General features: G+C 47.0%; 27 protein-coding genes. All 27 read right to left on the minus strand.

Annotated features, from left to right (window positions below; genetic code table 11):
* Positions 1-783 carry a glucose-1-phosphate cytidylyltransferase gene (gene rfbF, locus HY807_01540; GenBank protein MBI4825094.1) on the minus strand — a complete coding sequence of 261 codons (783 nt, stop codon included), beginning with the start codon at positions 781-783 and terminating at the stop codon, positions 1-3.
* The gene (locus tag HY807_01545; protein MBI4825095.1) at positions 780-1,706 is read right to left on the minus strand and encodes an NAD-dependent epimerase/dehydratase family protein; all 927 of its coding nucleotides are present in this window, start codon (positions 1,704-1,706) and stop codon (positions 780-782) included. The genes rfbF and HY807_01545 overlap by 4 nt, the downstream gene beginning before the upstream one ends.
* On the minus strand, positions 1,699-3,114 hold the full coding sequence (locus HY807_01550; protein ID MBI4825096.1) for a hypothetical protein: 1,416 nt from the start codon (positions 3,112-3,114) through the stop codon (positions 1,699-1,701). Before HY807_01550 ends, HY807_01545 begins: the two co-directional genes overlap by 8 nt.
* Before the next feature lie 16 nt (positions 3,115-3,130).
* Entirely contained in the window at positions 3,131-3,820 is a 690-nt protein-coding gene (locus tag HY807_01555; protein MBI4825097.1) for an acyltransferase, read from the minus strand.
* The gene (locus tag HY807_01560) at positions 3,817-4,620 is read right to left on the minus strand and encodes a class I SAM-dependent methyltransferase (protein ID MBI4825098.1); all 804 of its coding nucleotides are present in this window, start codon (positions 4,618-4,620) and stop codon (positions 3,817-3,819) included. The genes HY807_01555 and HY807_01560 overlap by 4 nt, the downstream gene beginning before the upstream one ends.
* Positions 4,621-4,627: 7 nt before the next feature.
* Positions 4,628-5,557 carry a radical SAM protein gene (locus HY807_01565; GenBank protein ID MBI4825099.1) on the minus strand — a complete coding sequence of 310 codons (930 nt, stop codon included), beginning with the start codon at positions 5,555-5,557 and terminating at the stop codon, positions 4,628-4,630.
* On the minus strand, positions 5,554-6,753 hold the full coding sequence (locus HY807_01570) for a glycosyltransferase family 4 protein (GenBank protein ID MBI4825100.1): 1,200 nt from the start codon (positions 6,751-6,753) through the stop codon (positions 5,554-5,556). The genes HY807_01565 and HY807_01570 overlap by 4 nt, the downstream gene beginning before the upstream one ends.
* A 27-nt stretch (positions 6,754-6,780) precedes the next feature.
* The gene (locus HY807_01575) at positions 6,781-8,247 is read right to left on the minus strand and encodes a polysaccharide biosynthesis protein (GenBank protein ID MBI4825101.1); all 1,467 of its coding nucleotides are present in this window, start codon (positions 8,245-8,247) and stop codon (positions 6,781-6,783) included.
* Between the two features lie 20 nt (positions 8,248-8,267).
* Complete coding sequence (locus HY807_01580) at positions 8,268-9,131, minus strand: FkbM family methyltransferase (protein MBI4825102.1); 864 nt, start codon at positions 9,129-9,131, stop codon at positions 8,268-8,270.
* Positions 9,128-9,670 (minus strand): acyltransferase, encoded by a 543-nt coding sequence (locus HY807_01585; protein ID MBI4825103.1) that lies wholly within the window; start codon positions 9,668-9,670, stop codon positions 9,128-9,130. Before HY807_01585 ends, HY807_01580 begins: the two co-directional genes overlap by 4 nt.
* Before the next feature lie 33 nt (positions 9,671-9,703).
* Positions 9,704-11,740 carry a hypothetical protein gene (locus HY807_01590; GenBank protein ID MBI4825104.1) on the minus strand — a complete coding sequence of 679 codons (2,037 nt, stop codon included), beginning with the start codon at positions 11,738-11,740 and terminating at the stop codon, positions 9,704-9,706.
* Positions 11,741-11,763: 23 nt separating this feature from the next.
* Positions 11,764-12,294 carry a GNAT family N-acetyltransferase gene (locus HY807_01595; protein ID MBI4825105.1) on the minus strand — a complete coding sequence of 177 codons (531 nt, stop codon included), beginning with the start codon at positions 12,292-12,294 and terminating at the stop codon, positions 11,764-11,766.
* A 15-nt stretch (positions 12,295-12,309) separates the two neighbouring features.
* A complete protein-coding gene (locus HY807_01600) occupies positions 12,310-12,996 on the minus strand; it encodes a PIG-L family deacetylase (GenBank protein ID MBI4825106.1) in 687 nt (228 codons plus the stop codon).
* Positions 12,997-13,719 (minus strand): WbqC family protein, encoded by a 723-nt coding sequence (locus HY807_01605; protein MBI4825107.1) that lies wholly within the window; start codon positions 13,717-13,719, stop codon positions 12,997-12,999. It lies immediately after the preceding gene.
* A 4-nt stretch (positions 13,720-13,723) separates the two neighbouring features.
* Positions 13,724-14,491, minus strand: a complete 768-nt coding sequence (locus tag HY807_01610) for a class I SAM-dependent methyltransferase (protein ID MBI4825108.1) — start codon at positions 14,489-14,491, stop codon at positions 13,724-13,726.
* A gap of 52 nt (positions 14,492-14,543) precedes the next feature.
* Complete coding sequence (pseG, locus tag HY807_01615; GenBank protein ID MBI4825109.1) at positions 14,544-15,569, minus strand: UDP-2,4-diacetamido-2,4,6-trideoxy-beta-L-altropyranose hydrolase; 1,026 nt, start codon at positions 15,567-15,569, stop codon at positions 14,544-14,546.
* Between the two features lie 3 nt (positions 15,570-15,572).
* Complete coding sequence (locus HY807_01620; protein MBI4825110.1) at positions 15,573-16,172, minus strand: class I SAM-dependent methyltransferase; 600 nt, start codon at positions 16,170-16,172, stop codon at positions 15,573-15,575.
* Positions 16,173-16,177: 5 nt separating this feature from the next.
* Entirely contained in the window at positions 16,178-16,672 is a 495-nt protein-coding gene (locus HY807_01625; protein ID MBI4825111.1) for a GNAT family N-acetyltransferase, read from the minus strand.
* The gene (locus tag HY807_01630; protein ID MBI4825112.1) at positions 16,672-17,601 is read right to left on the minus strand and encodes an NAD-dependent epimerase/dehydratase family protein; all 930 of its coding nucleotides are present in this window, start codon (positions 17,599-17,601) and stop codon (positions 16,672-16,674) included. Before HY807_01630 ends, HY807_01625 begins: the two co-directional genes overlap by 1 nt.
* Before the next feature lie 22 nt (positions 17,602-17,623).
* Entirely contained in the window at positions 17,624-18,676 is a 1,053-nt protein-coding gene (locus tag HY807_01635) for an N-acetylneuraminate synthase family protein (GenBank protein ID MBI4825113.1), read from the minus strand.
* Positions 18,673-19,983 carry an aminotransferase class III-fold pyridoxal phosphate-dependent enzyme gene (locus HY807_01640; GenBank protein MBI4825114.1) on the minus strand — a complete coding sequence of 437 codons (1,311 nt, stop codon included), beginning with the start codon at positions 19,981-19,983 and terminating at the stop codon, positions 18,673-18,675. Before HY807_01640 ends, HY807_01635 begins: the two co-directional genes overlap by 4 nt.
* Positions 19,976-20,674: a glycosyltransferase family protein gene (locus HY807_01645; protein ID MBI4825115.1), complete on the minus strand. Its 699-nt coding sequence runs from the start codon at positions 20,672-20,674 to the stop codon at positions 19,976-19,978. Before HY807_01645 ends, HY807_01640 begins: the two co-directional genes overlap by 8 nt.
* 89 nt (positions 20,675-20,763) lie before the next feature.
* Entirely contained in the window at positions 20,764-21,642 is an 879-nt protein-coding gene (locus HY807_01650) for an aldo/keto reductase (GenBank protein ID MBI4825116.1), read from the minus strand.
* Entirely contained in the window at positions 21,639-22,856 is a 1,218-nt protein-coding gene (gene pseC / locus HY807_01655; GenBank protein ID MBI4825117.1) for a UDP-4-amino-4,6-dideoxy-N-acetyl-beta-L-altrosamine transaminase, read from the minus strand. The genes HY807_01650 and pseC overlap by 4 nt, the downstream gene beginning before the upstream one ends.
* Positions 22,857-22,869: 13 nt before the next feature.
* Positions 22,870-23,844, minus strand: coding sequence for a UDP-N-acetylglucosamine 4,6-dehydratase (inverting) (pseB, locus tag HY807_01660; protein ID MBI4825118.1), 975 nt, complete (start codon positions 23,842-23,844; stop codon positions 22,870-22,872).
* Positions 23,845-24,056: 212 nt separating this feature from the next.
* Positions 24,057-24,575, minus strand: a complete 519-nt coding sequence (locus HY807_01665; protein ID MBI4825119.1) for a UpxY family transcription antiterminator — start codon at positions 24,573-24,575, stop codon at positions 24,057-24,059.
* A 263-nt stretch (positions 24,576-24,838) separates the two neighbouring features.
* Positions 24,839-25,429 carry a winged helix-turn-helix transcriptional regulator gene (locus HY807_01670; protein MBI4825120.1) on the minus strand — a complete coding sequence of 197 codons (591 nt, stop codon included), beginning with the start codon at positions 25,427-25,429 and terminating at the stop codon, positions 24,839-24,841.
* Between the last annotated feature and the right edge of the window lie 117 nt (positions 25,430-25,546).

Below are 25,546 nucleotides of genomic sequence, written 5' to 3' on the forward strand. Positions count from 1 at the left end.
TCATCTCCAAAGCTTCCACGGCGGGCTGCCCGCATCCCATAGCCCGTTAAGGTAATCCCGCTCCCTTGCAGTGTCCATACACTGCCAGAAGCCTTCATGTTTATGCACCTTGAGCTCGCCTTCAGACGCGAGCTTCTGAAGCGGCCCGAACTCAAAGTCGCAGCCTTCATCAGGGGTCAGATAGCTGAATATCTTTTTATTGAACATGAAAAATCCGCCGTTTATGATCCCGGTGCTTAACTGCGGCTTCTCTTCAAAACGGGTCACGGTCTCTCCGTCAATCACCATCTCGCCGAAACGTGAAGGCGGGTGCACGCCTGTGACCGTGCCTGTCTTCCCGTGCTTTGAATGGAACTTCTCAAGCTTCTTTATGTCAACCGCGCTTACGCCGTCGCCGTATGTCAGATGAAAATCCCTGCTCTTTATATATTTCTCAAGCCTCTTTATTCTGCCTCCCTTTAAAGTCTCAAGCCCTGTGTCTATAAATGTGATCTCCCAGCGGGACTCGTCGCTCGCCCCGTGTATCTGAGGAGATTTTTCCGGCCTCATCTCAAGCGTAAAATCGCTTGACAGGACGCGGTAATTATAAAAATAATTTTTTATGTAATCGCCTTTATAGCCCAGCGCCAGTATGAAGCGGTTGCAGCCGTAATGAGAGTAATGCTTCATGATGTGCCACAATACAGGCTTGCCGCCGATCTCCACCATAGGCTTGGGTTTTGAAACGGTCTCCTCGCTTAAACGCGTGCCTTTGCCCCCGCATAATATCACAACATCATTCATCGTTCACCTCTGTAATATTCTATTGTTTTCTTCAGGCCGTGCTCAATGCCGGTCCGGGGCGACCAGCCCAATATCTTTTTCGCCAGGCTGATGTCAGCGTACAATTCCATATTCTCGCCTTCCCTGTACGGATAAGCTCCCCATAAGGGCTTCCCTCCGCCGGCGGATATCATCACTTTCTCCACTATCTCTCTGATCGAAACAGGCGTGCCTGAGGAGATGTTGATAATATGCCCATTTGCATCCGGAGTCAACGCCGCTGTTGTTATCGCGTCAGCCACGTCATCGATATAGCAGAAGTCCCTCAACTGCCTGCCCTCGGATGTCCTGAACTCTTCATTATTGAGGCATGCCTTTATTATCTGCGGGAGAAACCTCTTCTCATCCTGGCCCGGCCCGTACACAAGGAAAAACCTCAGAACCGCTCCGGGAAACCCTTCGGTATCAGAGAGCATCTGTATGAAATGAGACGCCGCTGTCTTTGCCGCGGAATACGGCGAGATCGGCCTTTCCCTCATCTCCTCGCGCTGAGGCGCGGGCGCGCCGCCGTATTCGTCACTGCTCCCTATCTGGACAAACCCCTTGAGGCTCTCCCTGTCAAGACAGTCGATCAGGTTCATGAGCCCTGTAAAATGCGTTTCGATCAGCCTTCTTCCGCCTTTAAAATAATGGGTATGGTCGATATAACCGCTCAGGTTAAATACATATTCGAAAGATCTGTTATCAAGAGCCCACTGCAGCTCCTTCTTGTCTGAAACATCGGCACGGATATATTCAACATTCGTGGCTGATAATTCTTTATCTCCTTCGTCAATGCATGTGACAAGAGGCGTATGCTTAAGGCATCTTTGCGCGAGATGCCCTCCTATGAAACCTGTGCCGCCTGTTATCAGAATCCTGTCAGTGCTTTTGAAGTTATTCATGTTCAAATAATCTCCTATAGGTAATAACAGGGTTGTTCAGGCCAAGCCTGTTTCTCATCTCATCAGGATCAACCTGACGCCCTGCGATCCCACCGAGGGCCTTGGACGATACATCCATGTGATCCAATTTCTGAACGCCCTCTATACCGTCGATGTCAATGTACTCAAGGTAGTCCGGATGCGTCAGCTGTATCACAGGCCGGCCCATGATAAGCGCCTCTTCCAGGACCGTTGTGCTCATGCCTATGACCGCTGAAGCATTCTCTATATCATCCCTAAGAGATGTCTCCTTTGATACGATTATAATACCTTTTTCACGGCTTGAGTGTATCCAGCTTTTTGAGCTGCGGCTCAGGTCTGCAAAAGGATGCAGCCTCAACCTGAGCGGAAGATCTTCATTGGAAGCAGCGGCAATCTTTTGAAGCGCGGCAATCAGGACATCGTTGTCAAACCTCGCAAGCGCGCCGACGAAGAGAAAGTATCCGCCTCTTTTATCACTTAGGGAAACATTTTTCCAGTGCGCATACCGCGCGCTGCATCCCAAATAAAAAGAGGTGTTTTTGTAATATTGCTTCAGGATGTCAGATACTCGTTTGCTGTATACGTACATCACATCGGGAAGCTTCAGCCCGCTTTCAAGCTCATCCGGAAGGCAGAAGTACCACCTCTTGCCCCGGCTGAAGGCAGCGTGCTGTATCGTGTACCCTTTGCAATTATATCTTGCCGCCACTCTCCACACAACCCTTGAGTAAAAATGCATCTCATGTATGCAGCCGATCTTTTTTATTTTATGCTTTTCAACTATTTTTGATAAAGCCTCTTCAAGATAGTAATCATGCAGCCACTGAAGGCTCAAGGCCCATTCAAGCCACTTCAGAAGCAGCAGGCTCTTTTCAAGCCTTCCTCCCTTGATCTCCAAAAACGCCGACATGCCGCTCTTTATCAGGATAAACGACATAGCCATCTTCTCTGTCATCGGCAATTCATTGACATCTACGGGATTCTTCCCGCAATCCTTCTTCGGCCCGAAGACGAATAACGCGTCATCTGCTTCAGTTTCAACATATGGTGTTTTATATTTACCGTCAGGAGTTTCCGAACCGCACATGGATGTGATGACCAGGATCGATTCTTCTATCGTTCCGTAGATGGCATAGCCGAATGATCTCGGGCTTATCAAAAGTTTCACAATGCCCTTTATAAAAGCCGCACCTGATGAGGCGATCGATCCGGCAAAGAGCCTGAGGCTGTGCCTTTTTCTGTAGCCCGGATGCCATAACATGCAGAGGTCAGGGCTCCGCGCGCTCAAGGGAGAGGCGAAGATAGGGGCTGCCAGTTTTTCCGGCGCTGAACGTACAGCAGCGGCAATAAACCGGGCGGAAAGTTGTTCAAAGGAGAAGTCCGGCATTTTATGTAGTTACAAATTAAGGCGAGAATGTTTCAGTTTTGGAATCTTCAACAGGCAGGCTTTTTAAAACACCTGCCGGATTCCCGCCTGCGATAACATTGGACGGCAGATCCTTCACGACCACGCTGCCTGCGGCTACTATGGAATTATCTCCTATGGTAACGCCTTTCAAGATAAGGACGTTCATTCCTATCCAGACATTTTTGCCTATCCTGACCTCTTTGTCATTCTCATAACCCATATTGAGCGCCCTGTTATGAGGCGGCCACGCGGCATGAAAATCCGAATCAACTATTATCACGTTCGGGGCGATTATCGTGCCGTCGCCTATTTCGACAAGGGTGCTCCTGCATGTTACGGATGTGCCTATCAGTGCCACATTGTTTCCTATTGCTATCCTTGAGTTTCTGTATGCCTGGAGTTTACATTTTGAATAGAGCGCTATTCCCGAGCGCACAGTGTCGGAAACTATCCACGCGTTGTCGCCGATGCTTATGATACTCTCAGGGCTCTTTGAAATAATTATACGCCCCCAGCATTTCAGATTTTCCCCGTATGTGAAGCCGCGGTAAAGCAGCCTGTAAAAAACAAAAGAAAAAAAACCTCTCCATTGAGGGATCAAATATATAAATACCTTTTCATAGAGTATCCCGGGAAGCTGCCCTTTGAAAAGATATTTTGTAAACTTATTTATAAATGCGGTCATGATCCATCCTGTTTGAGAGCGAGGATGACATTGCACGGCGCCAGGGGCTTAAAACCGGAAGGCCCTGCAAGATACCCTGCCGCATTCCTCAGCATCCTTTTTATGGTTCCTGACAGGCCATAATATCCATGGTACAGAAGCTCGGAATAAAAAGATTTGAATCCCGCCAGCTGAAGCTCCGCCTTTATCAGTTCCACTGAATAGTTCCTTACATGCCCCATCTTGTTCACAAAGCTTCCGCACTTCCCGCAGACAAAGGTATTGTTCTTAAGGTCCTCAAGAGGCACGCTGACTATCAGCACGCCGTCGTCTTTTAATAATCTCCGCGCCTCGTTAAGAAAATCAAAGACCCTGCTCGGGACAATATGCTCAAGCACTTCAAGCACAAGTATATAATCATACTTTTCATTAAGCTTATCTACGGTAACATTTAAAAACTTCTGGCCCGGATATTTAGCCGAAAGCCTTTTTATGACCTCAGCTGAAAAATCTATGCCTGTATAATCCGCAGCCTTATTCTCTTTAAGAAGCATAGGAAGAATTTCTCCCCATCCGACACCGATGTCCAGTATCTTTTTATCAGCGTCAATAAGTCTTGCCGCCTTCTCCAGCCTCTTTATGCGAACCTCGGGAACGCTCTCCATCCCGCTCAGGCTGTCCCATTTCTCAGAGGTGCTTATGTCGCCAAGTTCGGGATAATCCCCTGAGTATGTCTGCCTCAGATCTTCAAGCTTCATTGAGGCCGCAAGCTCCCGGCGGTAAATATCAGCGGCAAAGACATCTCTCTCTTTAGTTATCATATCCGGGCTATAAAACGTCAGTATAAGTTGTGGAGACCTTCTTGACCCTCTCCTTTATATCGAACTTTGAGTTATATACCATCACGTCAGACTTGTCCGCGTTCCTCTGGTCGCAGTCCTCGCAGATAAGGCCGCTATTTTTGAAATTGCCTGATGTGTGGCACTTTACAATCTTCTTAAACATCGGTGATCTGAATATATCTTTAAGTGATTGCGTCTTAAGGTCGCCCAGCAGCAGCTCGCCGTTAAAATCAAAACAGCACATATTCACGGTTCCGTCAACCTGAACCTGAAGCGGGGTATTGAACGGGCGGCCGCATGTCTTGAGCTTCTTCTTCTGCACATTCCTGTAGCCTCTTCCGCCGGCCCAATTATGCGGGCGCCATACCTCCAGCAGGTCAGCCTTACCAGACCAGTAGCCTATCCATTGCTCTGTCTCAGAATCATTGATCCCTTCAACAACATTATATGTAAGCAGAAGCTGTGTTGATCTCTTCATCTTTGAGATCTTTGTGAGGTTCTTCTTTATTTTCTCAAAAGTCCCGGCGGCAAGCACCCTGTGCACCTTTTTATATGACTCAGGCGTATCTCCGTAAAGGCTCACCCTTATGGAATCCAGGCCGTGTTCTTCAAGCTCCTTAAACTTATCGACCGTGAGAAAAAAGGCATTCGTGAGCATAAGCACGGTAAAGTTCTTGTTTTTGGCATATTCGATCTTTTTGCCGAGGGACTTATCCAGGAGAGGCTCTCCCATGCCGGGAAAGGTCAATGTGTCATACTGGCCTGACTCTTTTCTTATTTTGTCAAAGAGATCCTTAAAGAGCTTCAGGCTCATCGTCTCTTTCTTTCTCGTAAGCTTTTCTCTGGGGCAGATGATGCAGTTATAGTTGCACCTCGTTGATACTTCGACCCTTATCTCATTGCTCTTGGGTATCATTTGTTTATGTCCTTCCCTTTCTGATTTAATGCGTCGCTGAAAGCATGTATCATTCTCTCAGCATAGTCATTTATTGTAAACCCTTTTTGAACATGCAACATTGCTGCCTGTCCCATCTCTCTGCATGCTACATGATTATTATACATATATAATATCTTCTCCTTTAAAGCTTCCGCATCCCCCGCCTGTATAATAAAACCCTCCCTGCCGTGCTGAAAGATATCCTCTGCACCTGTATTTTCTGTTGCTATTACCGGCAGGCCGCACGCCATCGCCTCCACGATCACTTTGGCAAGCCCCTCCTCAAGCGACGGCATGACAAAGACAGAACCCTGAGAATAATATTTATACAGTTCATTCTTTTTAATAAATGTGATGGATTTGAAATGCCCCTCATACTGCGCCAACAGAGGTTTAATATCATTCAGCACACCGCCTATGAGGCAGAGTTCAGCATTCTTCATCTGCAACTCCCTGAATGCCTTCAGCAGATAGTGAGTCCCTTTTTTTATGCATGACAGCCCGCAGTAAACAACCCTGAAGACGTCATCCTCTTTTTTTACCTGCCTGAAATTTTCCATCCTTATACCCGAAGGAACAACAAAGAGCTTATCGGCAGAGATGCCTCTTTCTGTAAATGTCCTGCCGGCAAATGATGACCTTACTGTAATATGATCAGCCTCTTCATACTCCTTCAGCCCCTTCTCAACAATGGCGGAAGGATTAAAGCTGTATCTTATCCCGAGCCTGTCATATTCTTCTTCCAGTATCCGGCTCTGGTTCAGTATATGCGTATTCGTAGTGTCAAGCATCGTTGCCATACCCGATGCCTTTGCCTTCCTTATGGTGTGAAGGGCTATCATGCTCTCAGCCATTACGATGTCTGAAGCCCTGCCGATCTCGCCAGCAACCCACTCATCTAAATATTCATTCAGAAAAAATGATCTCGGGCTTTTAAACGCAAAACCAACGCTGCTTCTTGCCTTGCGCAAAAGAGAATAAGAGAGATTTGTCCTTACCTTCTCTATGGCAATATCCTGTTCATCCTCCTGCCTGCCGAATATATTTGCAAGATACGGATGCTTGCGGCTGTAAATAGGAATGAAGATGGTATCAAGCAGCCCTCTTGAGTCAAGCTCACCCGCGAGTTCTATGACGCGGTGCGTTCCTCCTGTGGATGATATTGTTATCTTCATTAAAAAGGCCTGATATAAATTAAAGTGCTATGCCGGTGAAGTTTTGAAGAGTATCCCTGATACCTTTGCAATCGATGCCTTTGTCAATATCTTTGCCCTCATGCCCACCAGAACGAATAGGACTATATAAATCAATTTTGCCGCGTAGAAATAAAGACGGCCATGTCCAATTTCCCTGAAATACAAAATAGTCAGCATCGCTGAGATTATAAGCGCGTACATCGATATGATCGTCTTCCATTCATATTGTATCCTGTAGAGTTTCTGCCCTATATATGTAAACATGAAATTCATTGCTGAAAGGCTTGCCATTGCTGAAAAACCTGCGCCCGCCAGGCCGTATCGTGGTATTAAAAATATATTCAGGACTATATTGATAATAGTTGAAACTACAGTCACCGGAAATATCAAAAACGGCTTTTTGCTGTACTCATACTGCACTCCGACGCTTTTGCCGAATGTCTGCGTGGCAAGCCCGGCGGCAAGAATGACTATTATGTTGATCGCCCCGTAGTAGGATGGCGGCGCGATTATGTAGATCACTTCCTCTGCAAATAATATCACCAGCAGGAGCGGCATCAGCACCATAAAGGAGAAAACAGAAAAGAGCCTGCCGACATCTGATGATGCCTTATCTCCTTTATCAAATACCTCTTTGTATATAACGGGCCGGAAGGCCATGCCTGCATTGCTCATTAAAACATCAATGGCATTTGTGATAGTCTGGCCGATGCTGTATACACCGGCCACAGACATCGAGAGCATGGCGTTAAGCATGTATTTGTCAAAGAACCTGTTTATGAAGCCTGTGAAGGATTTCGGCAGGACCTGGAGGCCGTATTTTATATTCTCAACAAGCAGCTTTCTGCTGAACCCCGGCTTCACACTTCTGTTGAAATGAAATGCCATGGCAAGGTTTGATATCAAAGAGCCGGCAAAAGAGCCGTATATCATCCCCATATAGGACATCTTGAAATACCAGACCAGAATGAGGCTCAGGAGAACACTGGTCAGTACCTGCAAAAACACGAATGCCGAATGAAGCGCAGCTTTTTCCATATTCTGATAAAGCAGGAGATAAAGCTGGTTAACCTGCCCGAGGTATGCTGTTAAGTAGGAGATGAATACGGCCGATCCGTAAACAGCAGCTCCGGTCACAAGGACTGAGATAAAGTCTTTAGCGAAATAGACCGCTGCCGTTGAAGCAACGAACATTGTGAGAAGGTAAAGCTGTGCCGAAAAATAAAGCATATTCAGTTTTACTTCATCTTTGCGATACTCAAAATAATATCTTGGAACGGAAGACGGAACCCCTGCCGTGACAACGGCAACAGCGATAGTCGGAAAGGCAAGCGCCAATACTATGACCCCGAAATCATCCGGCGACAATAGCCTTGTGAGTATCGGCAATGTCAGGAGATTCAGCCCGTATCCGACGAATTTAGGCAGAACGTAGATGAATATGTTTTTGATCTGTTTCTCTGATAATGACATGGCGCGGAGAATGGCCCGGATTACCTGTAAGCGTAAACAATAAGGCTGTAGGGTTTGTTCCTGTAAAGATGATAAGGCGGTTTTTGCGCGGCATGGATAATGTACCTGAATCCCTCTCCTTTTAATAATGCAAGCAGGCCCGCAAGGTCGTTTTCCGGATTTCCCTTGTCGTAATGATACTCGATGACCATCTCTTTGACGGATCCGATCTTTGATCTGTCCGCAAGTTCTCTGAGCGCCGCTGTCTCGGTTCCCTCTATGTCCATCTTCAGAAGATCAACCTCACCGTTTATGTATTCGGAAAGCAGAACCGAAGCAACCGTCTCCTCCTTGATCCTTTTGCCTTTTTCATGCAGCCTGGTTGTAAGGCTCATTCCTGTTGTTGTTGTCTTATCAAGGTCAGAATAAAAGACAGATTCTCCCTCTGAATTATTCAGTGCCGCATTGATCAGTGTCACATCTTCAGCCAGTCCGTTTCTTTCGACATTATCCTTAAGCAGTTCAAATGTTTCAGCATGCGGTTCGAATGCTATGATCTTAGAACCGGGATAATACTTTTTAAAGAATAGGACAGACAACCCGAAATTGCTGCCGCAGTCAATTATCAAAGGGGTTTTGTTCGACGTCTCAAACGCATACTCTTTGTGAATAAATATCTCATTGAAGAGCCCCCAGAATGTCTCGTAATCGTGAAACCTGACCGTGTAACCGTGAAATCTTTCGCTCTTTATCCTGATTCCCGGAACCACGCAAAGAATGAGCATCTTCATGGCCAGGCGTAATGATAGAAAGAACATTGTGAGCTTGTTGAGAGCGCCGCGTTCATTTCTCAGTATGGCTGTTACATTCCTGGCAGATGCGAATAATATCTCAGAGGTTCTCATCTTCTGCTCTTTATCACCCTCGCCGGCACACCGGCAGCGACAGCGTACTCAGGCACATCCCTTGTAACGACCGCGCCGCTTCCGATGACAGCTCCCTTGTGAATTGTCACGCCGTCAAGTATCCTGGCTCCTGCGCCGATCCATACATCATCTTTTATCTCGATCCCCTTGTACGTTTCGCCCTGGTCACATATAAATCTGTCTGTATGCTGATAATTATGCGTTGCCGGAATGATTACAACATGAGCGGCTATCCTGACCCCGCTGCCTATCCTCAGGCCGCCGTGGCCGTAAAGGATGCTGAAGGGATTGACAGAACAGTTGTCGCCTATGGTGATATCGCCTCCGTACGTCATTATCATTGCATAATCATGAACGGAACAGTTATCGCCTATCCTGATCGTCCCGCCATTGACAGTCCTGAGTACGCTGCGTCGGGAGATGCGGCAGCCGGAGCCTTTAATGATCTTTCCCTTTAAACGGTCTATGAGCGGTTTCAAAAGCTGCGACTCAGAAATCGGTTTTAATAAAGATTTCATGTTCAGATCCATTTCACCGTCCCGGAATATATTTTATCTGTGCAGCGGTACAACACTCTCTCCGCCCCATTCATCGGCATATTCATTATTCGCGTAAGCTATAGCTTCATCCCCTGTCTTCCCGTTATCAAACGCGTTTACAAGGCGGCCGATGTACTGCCCTATCCTGTAAGACGCGTTGCCGTCCCTGAACGGGTCTTTGTCTTTCACCCATGCTGAAAGATCGCCGAATCCCGGCATGCTCGCAGGGTCTTTGCGATACCGGCCGATAGCTGAGAAGAGTTCATCAATATCGTCAAATACTGCTTTCCCTTTACCCCAATCATAGATAGAGTTTGAATAGAGCTTTTCAAGATCAAGAATAACCGTCCTTGTGCCTGAAAGATATGATTCAAGTGCGGTTGTCCCGCCCACCAAAGACCCTACGCAGAGGTCCGCTGCCATGGCATTTTCAGCAGGATAGCTCTCTGTCTGGGGATGGCCGCTTATGAGCCTGGCCCTTCCGGTCTCAACAGCCTTATCCATTAATCCGCTTATCTCAGGCATCCTGTTAAACAGCGTATATGGAAACTTCGGCGCGCAGATCAGGCCAAGCGTCCTGTCGCCTATCACCAGTTCAAGCAGCCTCCTGTATATGTAAGCGCTCCTCTTGTTTGGAATGAGGCTCATCCTGTCATCAGAGGAGTTCTCATCAAAGAATGTGATTATGAAATCCGCGCCTTTATCAAGGAGCTTTTTACGCTGCGATAAGGCATCCTCTTTCACTTCCTTCATGGCGTAGTCGGTAACGTAACCGCTGTATACAATATTACGGATCACTGAATTGCCCTCATTATAGATCGCCCTGTATTCAGGCCCGAACAAAAAGTAGACATCTGAATATATACTCTGAAAAACAGACGGGCGGTGAAAGTTGGAGTATTGATAAGTGACGGCCACCCCTCCGCAATCTTTGAGCGCCAGCGCAGCCGGGATGCCTGACTGCGATGACACGCTGGAGTTTATATGTATCTTCACTTTGTTGGCCCTGAAGAGATCATGCCAGTATGAATATTTATAAATGAAATAGCCCATTTTATTCAGATAAAAGAGAGGAATTATTTCCATCCTTGCCAATGCATGAAGATACGAAGCGATAAGTGATCTTGTCAGATGATTTATATTTTTTTTGGCTTCGGGCGTTGAAGACCAGACTGATGCCTCTTTTGATGTTGCCGCCTCTTTTGAAAGGCTGATAAATTTCAGCCCCTCTTTCTTTAAACTGTCCACTATATCCTGCGTAGCAGGCAAATGCGTCTTCTCAAAATATGTAAGCACCCTCTCATGAGGAATATCCGATCTCAGCATCCAGAAGAACTCGCTTCTCCTTTTCAGGTCAAATACCACCTGCCTGCCTGTATATGATGAAGCTATAAGCATTGATTTTTTCTCTGCCCTCTTTATTCCCTGTCTCGCCGGCCGGGCTTTATTAGGTTTAAAGACCTTAAGTAAAACACTCAGCTTTTTTACCGCTGTATCAAGATATTTTTTTTGAAGCGGAAAACTTATTGACCTGTATGCCCCTGTATTCAGCCCGAATCCGGCAGCATAATCCTGAAGATAACCGGACCACAGGTTTTTTTTAAGCAGAAAGGTCGCTCTGCCCGCTTCGCTTAATGCGCTTCCTGAATGGCTAAGCGCCATATTTATAAATATCGCCGTCTCCATTATTTCTTCAGCTATTATTTTTTTAAAGAAGAGCGTGACCGCCTCACGGTCGAACTGCTTCTCAAATCCACTGATTATCCTGTTACTGTCAAGCTCTTTTCTGCCGATACTTTCACATATCTCAGTGATCTCGCCAAGTATGCCCATGTATCTGCTGCCGCCGTCCTCGTCCCTGACATCAGCCAGGGGAAAGTCCATCTTTTCAGGCTCTGATCTCAAGAGCCCTATCTTTGTTAATACTGAGGCGATGGCTGCCGTGCGCGGAAACGCGTTAAAATAAAATACCCTTGAATATCTTTCCTTATGCATCAGGACGGAAAGCAGAGAAAACGGGGAGAGACATTCGATATAAACGATACTCACGATATTGAAATATTATCCGGATATCACTTCTTCAGCAGGCCCATGATATCACAGTCAAGATACTCGCCGTTTAAATAAAAATACTCTTTAAATTTCCCTTCAGGCTTAAAACCCGCCTTCTCAAACGCTCGCCTTGAAGCCTCATTCCCCTCAATTACCCCGGCATACAATTTCCTGAGATTCAGCTTATTGAAGGCATGCCCGGCTACAAGATTTATGGCCTCAGTAGCATACCCTTTGCCCTGTGAGCCCTCTTCCGCAACGATGACGCCGACCTTTGCGTGCCTGCTTCTCCAGTCGATACTGTTAATTGTAATATTGCCGATATGTTTCGACCCCTTCTTCAGAAAAATACCAAGGAGCATCCCGGTCTTGCTGCTGTTATAACTGCTGATGTAGTCTTTAAGCCCTTCGGGAGTGGAAGGGAATTTCCCGCTCTCCATAAAGACGGTGTTCTTCTGGCTGTTGATCCATGAAGCATATTTGTCAAGGTTGCCTTCCTGCGACAGCGGCCCGAGATAAATACTTTTGCCCTCTAAAAATATCGAATTCATCTTCTTCAATCCTCCCTAAATGATTTGCCTGATGACCTGAAACGCTTCGGCAGAGCCAAGACCTGCAACGGTGCCCCATCTCTTTGCATACAGTTCTATCGCCTCAACAGACCTCGGGTGCGGAAACGCCCTTGATTCAGTCTCATATTCTCTGAACGCCTTTATTTTTTTGGCAAGGGCCTTTGAAATATCTACAAAATGATTCGGCATGAAATAACTGTCAGAAGATGGGGCGCTCCATTCAGTTGAAGAGGGAACCTCAAACGAATATATCGCCCTTGCGCGCTCGCCTGCCATAGGCCTGAAAGCTGTCATGACAGCCCTGAATGTTATGCAGTGGTCATAATTCAGATCGCCCTTATGGTGAGTGAATACGATATCGGGATCTGTCTCTTTCTTTATGAGTTCTATCGTCTTGACAATATCCAGAAGCGCCACAGTATCAAATCTGTTATCAGGAAGATCAAATGAGAAGGTCTTTTTGACGCCCAGGATTTTGCCTGCTTTTCTTAACTGTTTCTTCAGATCAGCAATATCTTTCTCTCTCTTAGCCCTCATCCTCCTGCTGTCCCTTGAAGTGACCCCCTCGCCGAGTATCAAAGTGTAGACGCTGTTGCCTTCCGCCGCAAGCCTTGCCATTGTGCCGCCGCACCCGAGTACCTCGTCATCAGGATGCGCCGCAACTATCAGGATATTCTTCATTTAATTATATCTCCCCTTGATAAGATCTTCTTTTGTCATGTTGCCTTCCATGAGTATCTCAAGGCTTTTTCCGCCACAGTTAAATAGCAGGTCTAAAATGGAAAGATGAGAGATGAAATCCCCGTTGACCTGCGGGTAGGAAGGGTGCTTGTATTCCTGGAATACCGGTTTTACTCCTGCAAGCTCAAAAGCCTTTTCATCGGCATAATCCCTGCCGAGCTCCCCGAAGATATAGACATCCGCATTGAGCTTCTTACACATATCAAGAACAAGGCCGCTTTTAACTCCCTCAAAATTATATTGAGAGGCATCCCGGAAATCAACCTTGATACCGAGAATGTCAAGAAAAAATTTGAGCATATATTCGTTTAAGTCAGTAAGATTCTCCCATTCGCGATTGTAGACATCTTCAAAAAAAGAAGCATACCTGTCAAAATGCGGAGCGTTAGAGTAGTTGAGTTGAATTGACTTCCAGTGTTTTCTCCGCCAGGGCTCACTATTATTTATCCTGATATCTTTTATAGTCTTCTCCCTGTGCCCTGCTTTGAGCACCGGCACGGTGAGCCAGATAGGGCCGCTCCGGGTCTTTATCCTGTTGCGGTTATTCCAATCCTTCGGAAGGTACTGGACCTGATTGAAGGACACAAAAGCGTCAGCAAGCGCGATCTTATGGAATAACCCGAGCCATGGAAGGTATACAGGCTGATGAGCGGTCAGTATCAATCTCCTACTCCAGCACGGCAAAGGAACGCGTTGTGTCAAATGTGCAGCGTTCAAGCCTCAGGTTATTGATCCCTATCCCATCCATGACAGCCTGTGTCTCGCCCGGCCAGTCAGGATGCCCCACTTCGTCAAAGGCTATGACAGCGCCCTTCGGCATCCTCGGGAGAAAATGTTTTAAGGCAACCTTTGTCGCCTCATACAGATCAAAATCCAGATAAAGAAGCGAGACGACCAGGCTCGGATCCTTCTTGATATACTTCGGTATCGTCTTCATGACATCGCCCTTAACAAGCTCGACCTTATTTATGTGCCCCAGAAACCTGTTCCTGTCATAAAGCCCGATGCATTTCTCCAGCTCCTTGTAACTGTCAACAGCCATGCCTCCGACATGCGAGTGGCCTGATGAACTCCCGCTGTCTTTTGAGGAGAGATGCGGGAAGCCTGCAAATGTGTCAAATCCTATTATCTTTCTGGTATAGTTGACCTCTTCAAAGATAGCGCTGAACTGGGCAAAGGACATCAAGCCGCCTCCGAACGCGACGCCGCATTCAACAATTGAACCATGCACATTGACCACCCTCTTGAAGAGTTCATACTTGTAGAGGAATGTCGCAAGGTCCTGACGCGGAACATACATGCTGAAGTTCATGAGCTTTTCAATATCAGTGAGGCCGCTCTCAGAATATCCTTTTTCCAGGTCATCGATAAATGACCTCTCCTTTTCATTCCTTTTCTCAAAACCCAATCTGTAGCCTTTTTTATCCTTTCCCATAAAGTCCTCCATTATTCAGATAACTTACTCTATATAAAAATATAAGACCTGCTTAACCATGCTCCAGAAATTTCCTGATCTCATCTGCGGCACGAACCGCCCCCTGTCCGTCAAACATCCTTCCTGCCCTCTGAGCCATAGTGTTTCGAAGGCTGCTGTCATCGGCCAATCTCTTGATAGATGATTCCAGCTTATTGTCAAACGAGGCATCATCACTATAGTTCAATCCAAGTATGATGCCCTTCTTATCAAGTTCGTTAACATTTCTATACTGGTTCTCCCAGAGGCTTATCCCTATGACAGGCTTTTTCAATGTCGCCAGTTCATAAAGCGTAAATCCTCCCGCTGAGATCGCCATATCACATTTTTTCATGAAGGGATAAAGGTCGTTACTGCCGCGTATAAGTTCTACATCTTTCTCTATACTGCCTGCAACATCTTCTATCTCTTTCACATTCTCATAATAAGGGCCGATTATCACTGTGATGCTGAAATCACCCGGCAGTTCATCAAGCATCCTCATGCTTCTCTCTGAAAGCCGGTAATGGTCGATACCGCCCATGGTGATAAGAACATTGCGGACATCCGTGTTTTCCTCATAAGCTGAAGGTTCCCGAAACGGCCTGCTGAGGATGCAGTAATTGATCCCGAGCAGTTTATGCGGGGCTTCATACTTCAGCTCCTCCGCGCCGAGCCCGCCGTTAATGACCATATCACATGGCAGCGGACGGTCTGCGAGGTCATCCATGCATATGACCTTAAAGTTCTTTTTTGAAAATGTATCAAGGTATTTCGCATCTACGGAATAGGAGTCAAAGATAACAGAGTCCAGATCATTTTCCCGCATGAAGCTCAGGGTCTTGTCCGCGTCATCGCCTGTATTTATCGGTGTATTAATAAAACCTGACTCAAAAGTAAAGCTGCTTAATAACTCTTTCGCGCTATTATCATCAAGCGAAAGAAAGACCGGCTCCACGCCTTTTATCCTGAGCCCCTCGGCAAGCGAGATGCAGCGTTTGAGGTGCCCAAGCGCAATATCAGGACTCGCGTCCGTCCTGATAAGTATGCGCTGCCCCACTCCTTAATAATCCCCTTTGTAAAGATAAATGGTGAAGTCGTGCGGCATATAATCATGCCTCAGCACCGCCTTTCTGCTCAGGGTCAGACAAAAATCCATCATCTCTCCTGGGTCAGCATAGTATTCTTCATCTTCAAAAAAATCTGCCTTCCTGCTCAGAATATTAAATGCAGCGCCTGTCCTACATAAAGAGAACATCGACTTAACCGTCTCTTTTACAAAAGCCTCATGGCCTTCGATCTTTCTGTTGAAGATGCCTGATGCAAATACAAAGTCATAGAGCGGTTCAGAAATACTTATCTCGTTTATGTTCTGCACCTTAAAGTTAATATCAGGATGGCTGCGTTGAGCCTCAGTTATCATTGAGGGGGTTATGTCAACTCCCGAATAATCAAGAGTCTTATACCTCGTCTTTAACCATGTATAAAGATCGCCGAGGCCGCAGCCTACATCAAGAATCTTTTTACCTTCAAGGTCAGCTATCTGTGAAAAGACAAGGAATCTCTTCTCCTGCGACTCCCTGCTTCCCCACGCGACAGAGCGTATATCATTGCCGTGCCGGGCTACATTGCCTTTATAAAAATCAATAAGATCCTTAAACATATCGCTCAGCTTTCCATCCCCGGCTCATAGCGCATTGCGATATGCCCGGAAGGAGTTTTTGTGTAATCCTTCAGTTCGGTGAAACCTGCTTTGGAAAAGGCAGATATGCTTGCTCTGTTGTTTTCCTTTATAAAAGCTATGAAGCTTCTGTGGGCATCTTCCTTAAGCATCAATTTTACGCACTCCGTTAATGAGGCCACACCAATTCCTTTTCCCGTGTACCCGTCGATTAGATAGATCGTAACAATATATGCATCTTCTTCTTTAGCGAACCTGACCTGGCCCATAGGAGTGTTGTCAGAGCTGATAATAAAAAGGCGTATCTTATCGTCCTTTAATACCCTCTCAAACCATGCGCAGTGCTCATCCCATGTCACCTCTCTGCCGCTGCTTCCCAGTTTGACAAGAGAAGGGGTATTTCTCCATTGGAATATCATGCTCCTGTCATCATCCCTGACCGGCCTTACAGACACATTGCCAACCGCATTACCCATGATCATCAGCTGTTTAATTTCCTGTAGTAGTCCATGGTTCTCTTTATGCCTTCCTCAGTCCCGATAGCCGCCTTCCATCCAAGCAGTTTCTCAGCCTTGCCCGAGTCTGTAAAAAACCTGCCGAGTTCGCCCACCCTCTCAGGCTTATTCAGGAACTCTATTTTTTTACCGAGGCAATGCTGAAAGTTATCAAAGACCGTGTTGACCGACACGCCTGCACCGCGCCCGATATTAAAGGTCTCCCTGTCTCCAGCTTCAAGCGTTTTGAGAGTGACATCCACAACATCGTCAATATAAATATAATCCCTCAGATGGTTCCCGTTGCCGAAGATCACAAGCGGCTCGCCTTTCAGAACCTTGTCTGTATAAATCGCGATAACCCCGACCTCGCCGAATATAGGCTGCCTCGGGCCGTAAACATTTGCATATCTGAGGATGGAGTAGTTCAGGCCATAGTTGTCGGAAAAGTATCTGACATAATCTTCCGCGCATTTTTTTACAATGCCGTAGGAATAAACTGGTTGAAGCTCGTCAGTTTCAGCGGCAGGAAGTTTTGAAGGTTTGCCGTATACAGCGACAGAGGATGCGTAAATAAATTTCAAGACCTTGAACTCTGCGCTGCATTTTAATAGATTGATAGTGCTTATTATGCTGCTGTGTACATCGTTATATGGGTCTTCCAGCATTACGTTCAGGTTTATCTTTGCAGCCTCGTGAATTACATGATCTATGCGGTGTTTCTCAAATACAGGCCTGAGAGCATCAAGGTCCTTGATGTCCAGATCATAAAATATCGCGGCAGGATTAAGGTTCTCTTTCTTGCCGGTGCTCAGGTCGTCCGCTACAATAACTTCATTGCCCGAAGCTATCAGCCTGTCCACGATATGAGAACCTATGAAACCCGCGCCGCCTGTTACAAGTACGCACTTACCCATTTAGTTCCATCTCCGGAAAATATCACTCAAGATGAGAATCCTTTACCGGATCCCCGCGCTTCAGGCTCACTTTAAAGGTCTTGCCGATATACTTATCAATATCCTTTGGAAGCAGGCCGAATGCCGGCTTGCGTATCGCTATGCTCTCCCTTGTCATCTTGTCGCCTATCGCAAGATCCCTGTCAGCAACGATCCCCACCCTGAACTCGTCTCTGTGCTCCATCTCGCTTTCAGAAGGAACCAGTGCGTCATTGCCCATCCTCATCTCGGCAAAACGCACCTCACGCACAAGTTCTTTAAGCTCATCAGGCGTGCTGCTGAAGCGGTGGTCAGGCCCCGGCAGTTCTCTATCAAGCGTAAAGTGTTTCTCTATTATGCAGGCACCAAGTGTGGCCGCCTGAACCGCGGCAGCCCATCCTTCAGTATGATCGGAAAAACCCACAGGCACGTTGTATGTGTCTTTAAGCGCTGCTATCTTTCTGAGGTTAACATCCTTCTCTTTTGTGGGATAGCTGCTAACGCAGTGCAAAAGAGTTGCGGGGCTCTTCCCCCCTTCCCTTACCGCGGAAAGGGCATTGGAGATATCTTCGCCGGTTGCCATGCCGGTAGAAATTATGACCATGGCTCCCGTGCTTCCCATATATCTTAAAAGCGGAAGATGAGTGATGTAATCAGAGCCGTTCTTTAACGCCTCAACGCCGTTCCTTATTAAATCATCAACCCCGTTCTCAGAGGTCGGGGTTGACATGAAGACGATGCCGAGATCATCACAAAGCCTTTTAAGCGGAGCTATCCACTCATTCCTGAATTCGCTGCGTTTGCATATCTCCCATAATGGTTCCGTTATCTCTTTGCCCCGGCTGACGTATGTGTACTGAATGCTCCTGTCCGTGAGAAAATCCTCGGTCAGAAAATTCTGGAACTTGACCGAATCAGCCCCTGATTCCGCCGCCGCCCTTATCGATCTCTCAGCAAGTTCATAAGAGCCGTTATGGTTGAGGCCTACCTCGGCAATAATGAAGGCCGGAGAACCGGCGCCTATCGTATGATCTTTCAGCTTAATGGAATTCATCATGCAAATCTTTTAAAACCTGTCTGGCAGACAGGGCCTTTAAGATATTTCCGCGGATCTCCTTCTTTTATTGCCGCGGAAATAAATTTGAAGGCTTCGCCAACAGCCTCAAGATACTTTCTGACCGACACTTCATCATGCGCATATGACGCATAAAAAGATGTCGCAGCGAGAAACCCTTTCTCAAGCATAAGCTGTGTAAAGAGAGTAGTTAAGGCCTGAGGCTCTTTATATCTGAAGGAGAAGCTGCTCAGCGGGTATATGCCGGCTATATCTATATCAAGCCCGTTCATTTCCGCGGCAAGCCTCCATCCATCCTGGATCATCCTGCCTGTATCAGATAAATGTTTCAGGACATTCTTCTCTCTTATCTTTTTAATGGTCGCAAGAGATGCCGCAGGCCCGACCCTGTCGGTCCAGTATGTGCTGCTTATAAAGGTATCCTCCGCGACATTCATAACATCTCTCCTTCCTATGACCGCTGCCATGGGAAAACCGTTGCTCATCGCCTTGCCGAATACCGCCATGTCAGGCTCTATCCCGAAGAGAAGATGCGCCCCCCCCTCTGTCAGCCTCCATCCGGCTGTTATCTCGTCAAAGATAAAGATGATCTCAAGCTCTCTTGTAATGCTTCGTATTATCTCCAGAAACCCCTTCTCAGGCTGGTAGTTCCGGATAGGCTCCATTACTACAGCCCCGATACTTTCTCTGTGCTCTTCAATTAATTTAAGAAAACCATCCCTGTCATTATAGTTGAAAGGATATGCCGTCCCCTTAAGCCCTTTTGGTACGCCCAGATGGCTGAGTCCCGGCATCAGGTGGCCTCCAAGCGAATCCATGTCAGAAAGATTTGCCGCGAGATACCAGTCATGCCATCCGTGATAGCCGCAAAACAGCACTTTGTCCCTGCCGGTCTTTGCCCTGGCTATCCTGACAGCTACAGAGACCGCCTCTCCGCCTGACCTTGTGAACCTTGCCATATCCGCCCATGGATGCAGCCCGCACAGAACCTCTGCAAGCTCCACCTCTTCAGGAGGATTTAACGAAGACATATTCCCGCGGTCCACAACATCCTTTACAGCTTTATTGACATCATCATCCGCGTATCCGAGGATGCAGGTGCCGACAGACATGTGCCCCATATCCAGATACCTGTTGCCGTCAAGGTCGATCACCTCGCAGCCTTTTGCCGAGTCAAAATAGGCGGGCCACAGTTCAGGCAGGGTCTTCTCCGGTTTTTTTGATAGAAGCTGAGACCCTCCCGGGATCAGCTTTTGAGCCTTTTTATATAAATCCTGTCCCTTACCCATCAGCTCTCCTTTTCTTTAAAAATAGGGCATCTTCCATCAGTGATTTCTGATAGCCCTCATTGCGTTGGTGTTTAGTATTCCAGGTCTTGAGCTCCGGCCTGCTCTCCAGAAGCGAAAGTATGTCATCAGTAGTGAAGGCAGGATTTCCCCTATAAAGTGCTTCATAGATCATTGCGGCCAGCTCAAAGTCGGCAGGTTCATCAACTGTCCACCGCAGCATCGAAAGGTCAACATCATTTTTTACGCTCCCGACCTTGAACCGCTGCGGCTGTTGATGTATAAAAGGGGTCACATGTTCCCTTTCCGAGGGAAGGATCGCTTCCTTCCACGCCTGGGCCATGCAGGCAAAGCGAAAGACCTCCACATCGAGCCCGTCAGGATAGGTCGGTTCCACCGCATTGCTTGTATAATCATATCCTCCGAGAAGATGAAATTCAATTACGCGGTCGATCACCTGCGGGTCGGCAAGAGGACAGTCTGCAGTAAGCCGTACGATATGTTCAGGTTGATATGGCTGAGCGGCAAAATAGAACCTGTCAAGCACATCATTGAGGCTGCCGCGAAAGCAATTGATATCATTCTCCCTGCATACCTGTTCCAGCACATCATCACTGGGGTCGGTGCTTGTTGCGACGATAAGCGTATTGATCATTGACGAGCGGTCTAACCGCTCGATCTGGCGCAGCAGCATCGGCTTGCCGAGGATAGGCATAAGCACCTTACCCGGCAGTCTTGTGGATGATACCCTCGCTTGCAGGATCGCTAAAATATCGTCCTGTTTCATGTTGTCCTCCATTTTGAAGGGTTAACGATCGATTCATCGTTTATGGCAAATCCGCTGAAGAGTGCAGGAGAAGATGGCTTCCATTGGGAGCATATCTCCTCTAACTGCCGGTGCGTGTTCACCCCGCAAAGAACGACATCCACTTCATCCAGCCCTGCCGCAAAGCCGAGAGCTCCCTGAACCGCTGTCAATCCCTGCTGCTTCAGGTGCGCGTGATATTGTGATAAATGTGTTTTGATCGAATTAAAATAAGAAGGCAGTCTTTCAGGCTCCATCAATAGCAGGCCCTGCAGAAAGACCGACCTGGCATGGATCTCGATACCTGCTTTTTTAAGCCTTGCAAGATGCCCGCTCAGCAGCAGGCGCTGATCCAGAACATTCAGCGGGACCTGGATGATATCGATATGGAATATATCCAGGATACTGTCGATCTCTTCGCTGCGATAGGCCGATACGCCTATCTTTTGAACATATCCCTGCCGTTTCAGTTCCTGCATCTTTTTGATCAGGATCATCCCTCCCGGTGACAGTATGTCACCGGCATTATGGGCGAGCAGGCCGTACACCGAGCTGACCTTCATATTTTTCAAAGAACGATAGAGTGTCTGCTCAAGAAGCAGCGCCGAATCCTGAGTTACCTCTGAACCTGAAAAGACAGGGGTCTTTGTAACGATAGAAAAATTGTAGTCCTCAGGCATCGCGTCTCCCAGAACCTCTTCGCTGTTGCCATAGAGAGCTGCTGTATCCAGGTAATGTATCCCTGCCCGTTGCGCAACAGCCAGTATCTTCCTTACCTCATCAGGATCTGTCTTTCCGGCAGGATTGGATATCCCGTAATCCATACCGAACTGAACAGTGCCCAAGCCGAGCTTCACTGGCCGGCCTTCTTGATCGTGTCGATGATACAGCCCTGAACATTCTTAACATCATCATCCGTCATCGCCGGATATATCGGGATTGAAAGGCATTTGCTGTAATATGCTTCGGCATTCGGGCAATCGCCCCATCCGGTCTTGAAATTCTTCCTGTAATAAGGCTGTGTGTGCACCGGTATATAGTGAACCTGTGTATTCATCCCTTTCTTCTTCAGTTCAGTCATAAACTTCGCCCTGTCCGTGCCGAACCTCTCCCAATCCAACAGAAGGATATAAAGATGAAAGTTGCTGTCGCAGTCAGAGGACTCATAAGGAGTTTGAATATTTTCGATCCTGCCAAAGAATTCATTGTACATGCTGACTATCTCGCGCCTGCGCTTTGCAAACCGGTTCAGCTTCTTCATCTGCGATATTCCGAGGGCGCACTGTATGTCTGTTATACGGTAGTTGTATCCGAGGTCAAGCTGCTCGTAATACCACGGGTTGGCCGCTTCGGATAATCTTCCTTCAATATGCTGAAATGCGTCTTCCCTGTTTACAAAATCTCCGGGGATATTCGTTATGCCGTGATTCCTGAGCCTTCTCAGTTTCCTGTAAAGTTCTTCATCATTTGTCAGCACAGCGCCGCCCTCGCCGGTCGTAATGTGCTTTACAGGATGAAAGCTCATCACGGTCATGTCTGAGAAGGCGCATGAGCCGGCCGCCTTGCCTTTATAATAAGAGCCCTGTGCCTGAGATGCGTCTTCGATAACAAAAATCTTCTTATTGAATTCCCTGCCCTTCTCTTTTGCCAGATCATAAACAGTCTCCATGTCAGCGCTCTGGCCCGCAAAGTCCACAGGTATTATTATCTTCGTGCGTTCCGTTATCTTCTTCTCTATCTCAGAAACAGATATATTGTATGTTTGAGGGTCGATGTCGGCAAAGACAGGCGTTGAGCCGCAGTATGCCGCGCAATTGGCTGAAGCTACAAAAGTGATTGGCGAGGTTATGACTTCATCCCCTTTGCCTGAGCCTGCTGCAAGGCAGGCGATGTGTAGCGCGGAGGTTCCTGAATTAACTGCTACTGCGTATTTTGCACCGCAGCTTTCGGTGAGCGCCTTTTCAAACTCATCTATCTTCGGCCCCTGCGTGATAAGATCTGAACGCAGGACATCGGCAACCGCCTGTATATCTTCTTCATCTATCCACTGTCTGCCGTAGGTGTAATTCATAAGAAAATTATTCTTATATCAGTTTCTTCAGGTCTTCCACGGAGAGCCACTTGTCATTGGTATTGCTTGCGTACCTGAAATTATCTTTAACAGGCTTGCCGCCGTTTGATTTATGGCTGTCGCCTGACCACCAGTTGAACTCCGGCTCGACAATATAGAAATCATCAAATTCCAGCGTATGCCTGGCATCGTCTTCAGTTATCATGACCTCGTGTATCTTTTCGCCCGGCCTTATCCCGACTATCTCGTGTTTGCATTCAGGGGCTATGGCGCCGGCAAGGTCCATTATATTCATGCTCGGTATCTTGGGGACAAAGAGCTCGCCGCCCACGGTCATTGAAAGGCATTGAAGGACAAAATCAACACCCTGCTCAAGTGTTATCCAGAAGCGTGTCATCTCAGTATCGGTGATCGGTATTAAACCTGTCTTCTTTGCATCTTTAAAGAACGGGATAACGCTTCCCCTGCTGCCCACGACATTGCCGTATCTTACGACAGAGAACCTTGTGCCGTGAGCTCCTGAATATGAATTCCCTGCGATAAAGAGTTTATCCGAGCAGAGCTTTGTCGCGCCGTAAAGATTGATCGGGTTCGCCGCCTTGTCAGTGCTCAGCGCCACAACCTTCTTCACCTCTCTGTCTATGGCTGCGTTGATGATGTTCTCCGCGCCGAGGACATTTGTCTTTATAACCTCAAAAGGATTTCTCTCCGCTGCCGGGACCTGTTTCAGCGCTGCCGCGTGAATGACATAATCCACCTTATCAAACGCCCTGTAAAGCCTGTCTTTGTCCCTTACATCTCCGAGAAAATACCTCATGCAAGGATATTCCTTCTCAGAAAAGACCTGCGCCATCTCAAACTGCTTCAGCTCATCACGGCTTAAGATAATAAGCCTGTCCGGCTTGTATCTCTTAAGTATTACCTCTGTGCACTTCTTCCCGAATGAGCCTGTTCCGCCTGTGATCAATATCGATTTTCCGTTTAACATATCATTCTCCCGTTATTATTAATATCCTTTTATACCCGTAAATATTAATTTATTTCCCTCTTTTTTACACTGCTCCGCCCTTTCAGTTACACCTGCCTGCCGTCAGGCAGGTTTCTGCAACCTAGAGGGTGAAAAAGTTAAGAATTAATAATTAAGAGTTGAGAGTTGAATTTATTAATTCTCAACTTACAACTTTCAACTCTTAACTTTACTTATATTCTCTCTACATCAGAGGCGTTTATACTGAGCGCAACGCCCTGAGTGAGTACATCAACAGAAAGAACGAGCATATGCCTGCCCGCCTTCTGGACAAGCATCCCTTCAACACCGCGCATCGGCCCGTGCATTATCCTGACCCTCTGCCCTTCCTTCAGATACGGGTAGGGGTCAAGAGGTTCATTGCTCTCCACAGCCTTTATCAGCGATGTGATCTGCTCATCAGGCACAGGCACAGGCTCTCCAGGCGCACCGCTTAAGAGATTGACTGCGCCGTTTATCTTCAGGACATTAAGTATGTCCTTCGTCCTTTTTGGTATATGGACAAAGAGATATCCCGGAAAGAGCGGAAATGAGACCATCTTCTTCCTGTCCTTCCATCTTCTTAACTTCTCAACAGTCGGAAGAAACGCCTCTACCCCTTTCATCGTAAGCCTCTCCAGCACATGAAACTCATGCCTTGACCTTACATTCACCGCAAACCACTGCGGCTCTATCGCATCTATATTTTCCATTTATACTCCGGCATTAAATATAAAGTCATCTAATCAACCACCCCAGCAACCACGACATTTCTGGGCAAGGTATCAAGGCTGTCATTCCGGCTTGTCCGGAATCCTTCTTCTTTATATCCCCTCTAAAAAGAGGGGAAGGGGTGTGTTTTATTTGAACATCCCCCTGTATCCCCCTTTTCTAAGGGGGAATAAAAACGATTCCCGACAAGCGGGAATGACGATTATTACCATCTCAACAAATATATTTATATTCAGCAAAGTATTTACAGCGTATAGACTTTGGACATATCAGCGCCAAGTGCTTTTATCTCTTTTATAGCTTCTTCACTCTTTAAAGATGTGACAAGTATGACATCATACTCGAGATTCCTGAAATCCTCATACGAATAAACATCATGTCCGAAAAAGGCCTTCTCAGCCCTTTCTTTGTCAATCACGCCAACGAGATTCAGCGGCAATCCGCGCAGAGAGATATACGCCAGCTCCGCAACCTCGCCGTCGCCCCAGATCAGGATATTCTTCACCCCGGCTGTGATCATCTGCTGATATGTCTCATCGATCTTCTTGCGCGCTGATTTGAAATAATTGACCGACTGGTGCATATAGTCATAGGTGAGGCCGACACGGAGTTTAAGTCCCGCTGGAGTCAGGACATACTTCACCCTGTTCATGGGGCCCTTTGTGATCTTGATATGCCCCTTCTTCACGAGCCGCTTTACATACGCGTTAACAAGGCCAAGCGCGATATTGAGCCTGCTTGAGAGGGTGCGCTGGGTGACAACAGATTCCTGGCTTATCTCATCCAGAATTCTTAGGGTAATCTCATTGTCCTTGCTGTTATCAAGACTGTTCACACTATGAACATACTAAGTTTGAGAAGATTTGTCAAGGGTAACGGCTTTATTTTTATGAATAATCGCTAATGAACGTTCATGGGATGAACTGTATGGGATTGTGGGGATTGCAGATGA

The organism is Nitrospirota bacterium (genome assembly GCA_016207885.1).
GTDB lineage: Bacteria > Nitrospirota > Thermodesulfovibrionia > UBA6902 > UBA6902 > JACQZG01.

Excerpts from the sequence above, each read along its gene's own strand:
- rfbF (MBI4825094.1), bottom strand. The coding sequence starts at position 783 with ATGAATGATGTTGTGATATTATGCGGGGGCAAAGGCACGCGTTTAAGC.
- HY807_01545 (MBI4825095.1), bottom strand. The coding sequence starts at position 1,706 with ATGAATAACTTCAAAAGCACTGACAGGATTCTGATAACAGGCGGCACA.
- HY807_01550 (MBI4825096.1), bottom strand. The coding sequence starts at position 3,114 with ATGCCGGACTTCTCCTTTGAACAACTTTCCGCCCGGTTTATTGCCGCT.
- HY807_01555 (MBI4825097.1), bottom strand. The coding sequence starts at position 3,820 with ATGACCGCATTTATAAATAAGTTTACAAAATATCTTTTCAAAGGGCAG.
- HY807_01560 (MBI4825098.1), bottom strand. The coding sequence starts at position 4,620 with ATGATAACTAAAGAGAGAGATGTCTTTGCCGCTGATATTTACCGCCGG.
- HY807_01565 (MBI4825099.1), bottom strand. The coding sequence starts at position 5,557 with ATGATACCCAAGAGCAATGAGATAAGGGTCGAAGTATCAACGAGGTGC.
- HY807_01570 (MBI4825100.1), bottom strand. The coding sequence starts at position 6,753 with ATGAAGATAACAATATCATCCACAGGAGGAACGCACCGCGTCATAGAA.
- HY807_01575 (MBI4825101.1), bottom strand. The coding sequence starts at position 8,247 with ATGTCATTATCAGAGAAACAGATCAAAAACATATTCATCTACGTTCTG.
- HY807_01580 (MBI4825102.1), bottom strand. The coding sequence starts at position 9,131 with ATGAGAACCTCTGAGATATTATTCGCATCTGCCAGGAATGTAACAGCC.
- HY807_01585 (MBI4825103.1), bottom strand. The coding sequence starts at position 9,670 with ATGAAATCTTTATTAAAACCGATTTCTGAGTCGCAGCTTTTGAAACCG.
- HY807_01595 (MBI4825105.1), bottom strand. The coding sequence starts at position 12,294 with ATGAATTCGATATTTTTAGAGGGCAAAAGTATTTATCTCGGGCCGCTG.
- HY807_01600 (MBI4825106.1), bottom strand. The coding sequence starts at position 12,996 with ATGAAGAATATCCTGATAGTTGCGGCGCATCCTGATGACGAGGTACTC.
- HY807_01610 (MBI4825108.1), bottom strand. The coding sequence starts at position 14,491 with ATGGGAAAGGATAAAAAAGGCTACAGATTGGGTTTTGAGAAAAGGAAT.
- HY807_01620 (MBI4825110.1), bottom strand. The coding sequence starts at position 16,172 with ATGTTTAAGGATCTTATTGATTTTTATAAAGGCAATGTAGCCCGGCAC.
- HY807_01625 (MBI4825111.1), bottom strand. The coding sequence starts at position 16,672 with ATGATCATGGGTAATGCGGTTGGCAATGTGTCTGTAAGGCCGGTCAGG.
- HY807_01630 (MBI4825112.1), bottom strand. The coding sequence starts at position 17,601 with ATGGGTAAGTGCGTACTTGTAACAGGCGGCGCGGGTTTCATAGGTTCT.
- HY807_01635 (MBI4825113.1), bottom strand. The coding sequence starts at position 18,676 with ATGATGAATTCCATTAAGCTGAAAGATCATACGATAGGCGCCGGTTCT.
- HY807_01640 (MBI4825114.1), bottom strand. The coding sequence starts at position 19,983 with ATGGGTAAGGGACAGGATTTATATAAAAAGGCTCAAAAGCTGATCCCG.
- HY807_01645 (MBI4825115.1), bottom strand. The coding sequence starts at position 20,674 with ATGCTGCTGCGCCAGATCGAGCGGTTAGACCGCTCGTCAATGATCAAT.
- pseC (MBI4825117.1), bottom strand. The coding sequence starts at position 22,856 with ATGAATTACACCTACGGCAGACAGTGGATAGATGAAGAAGATATACAG.
- pseB (MBI4825118.1), bottom strand. The coding sequence starts at position 23,844 with ATGTTAAACGGAAAATCGATATTGATCACAGGCGGAACAGGCTCATTC.
- HY807_01665 (MBI4825119.1), bottom strand. The coding sequence starts at position 24,575 with ATGGAAAATATAGATGCGATAGAGCCGCAGTGGTTTGCGGTGAATGTA.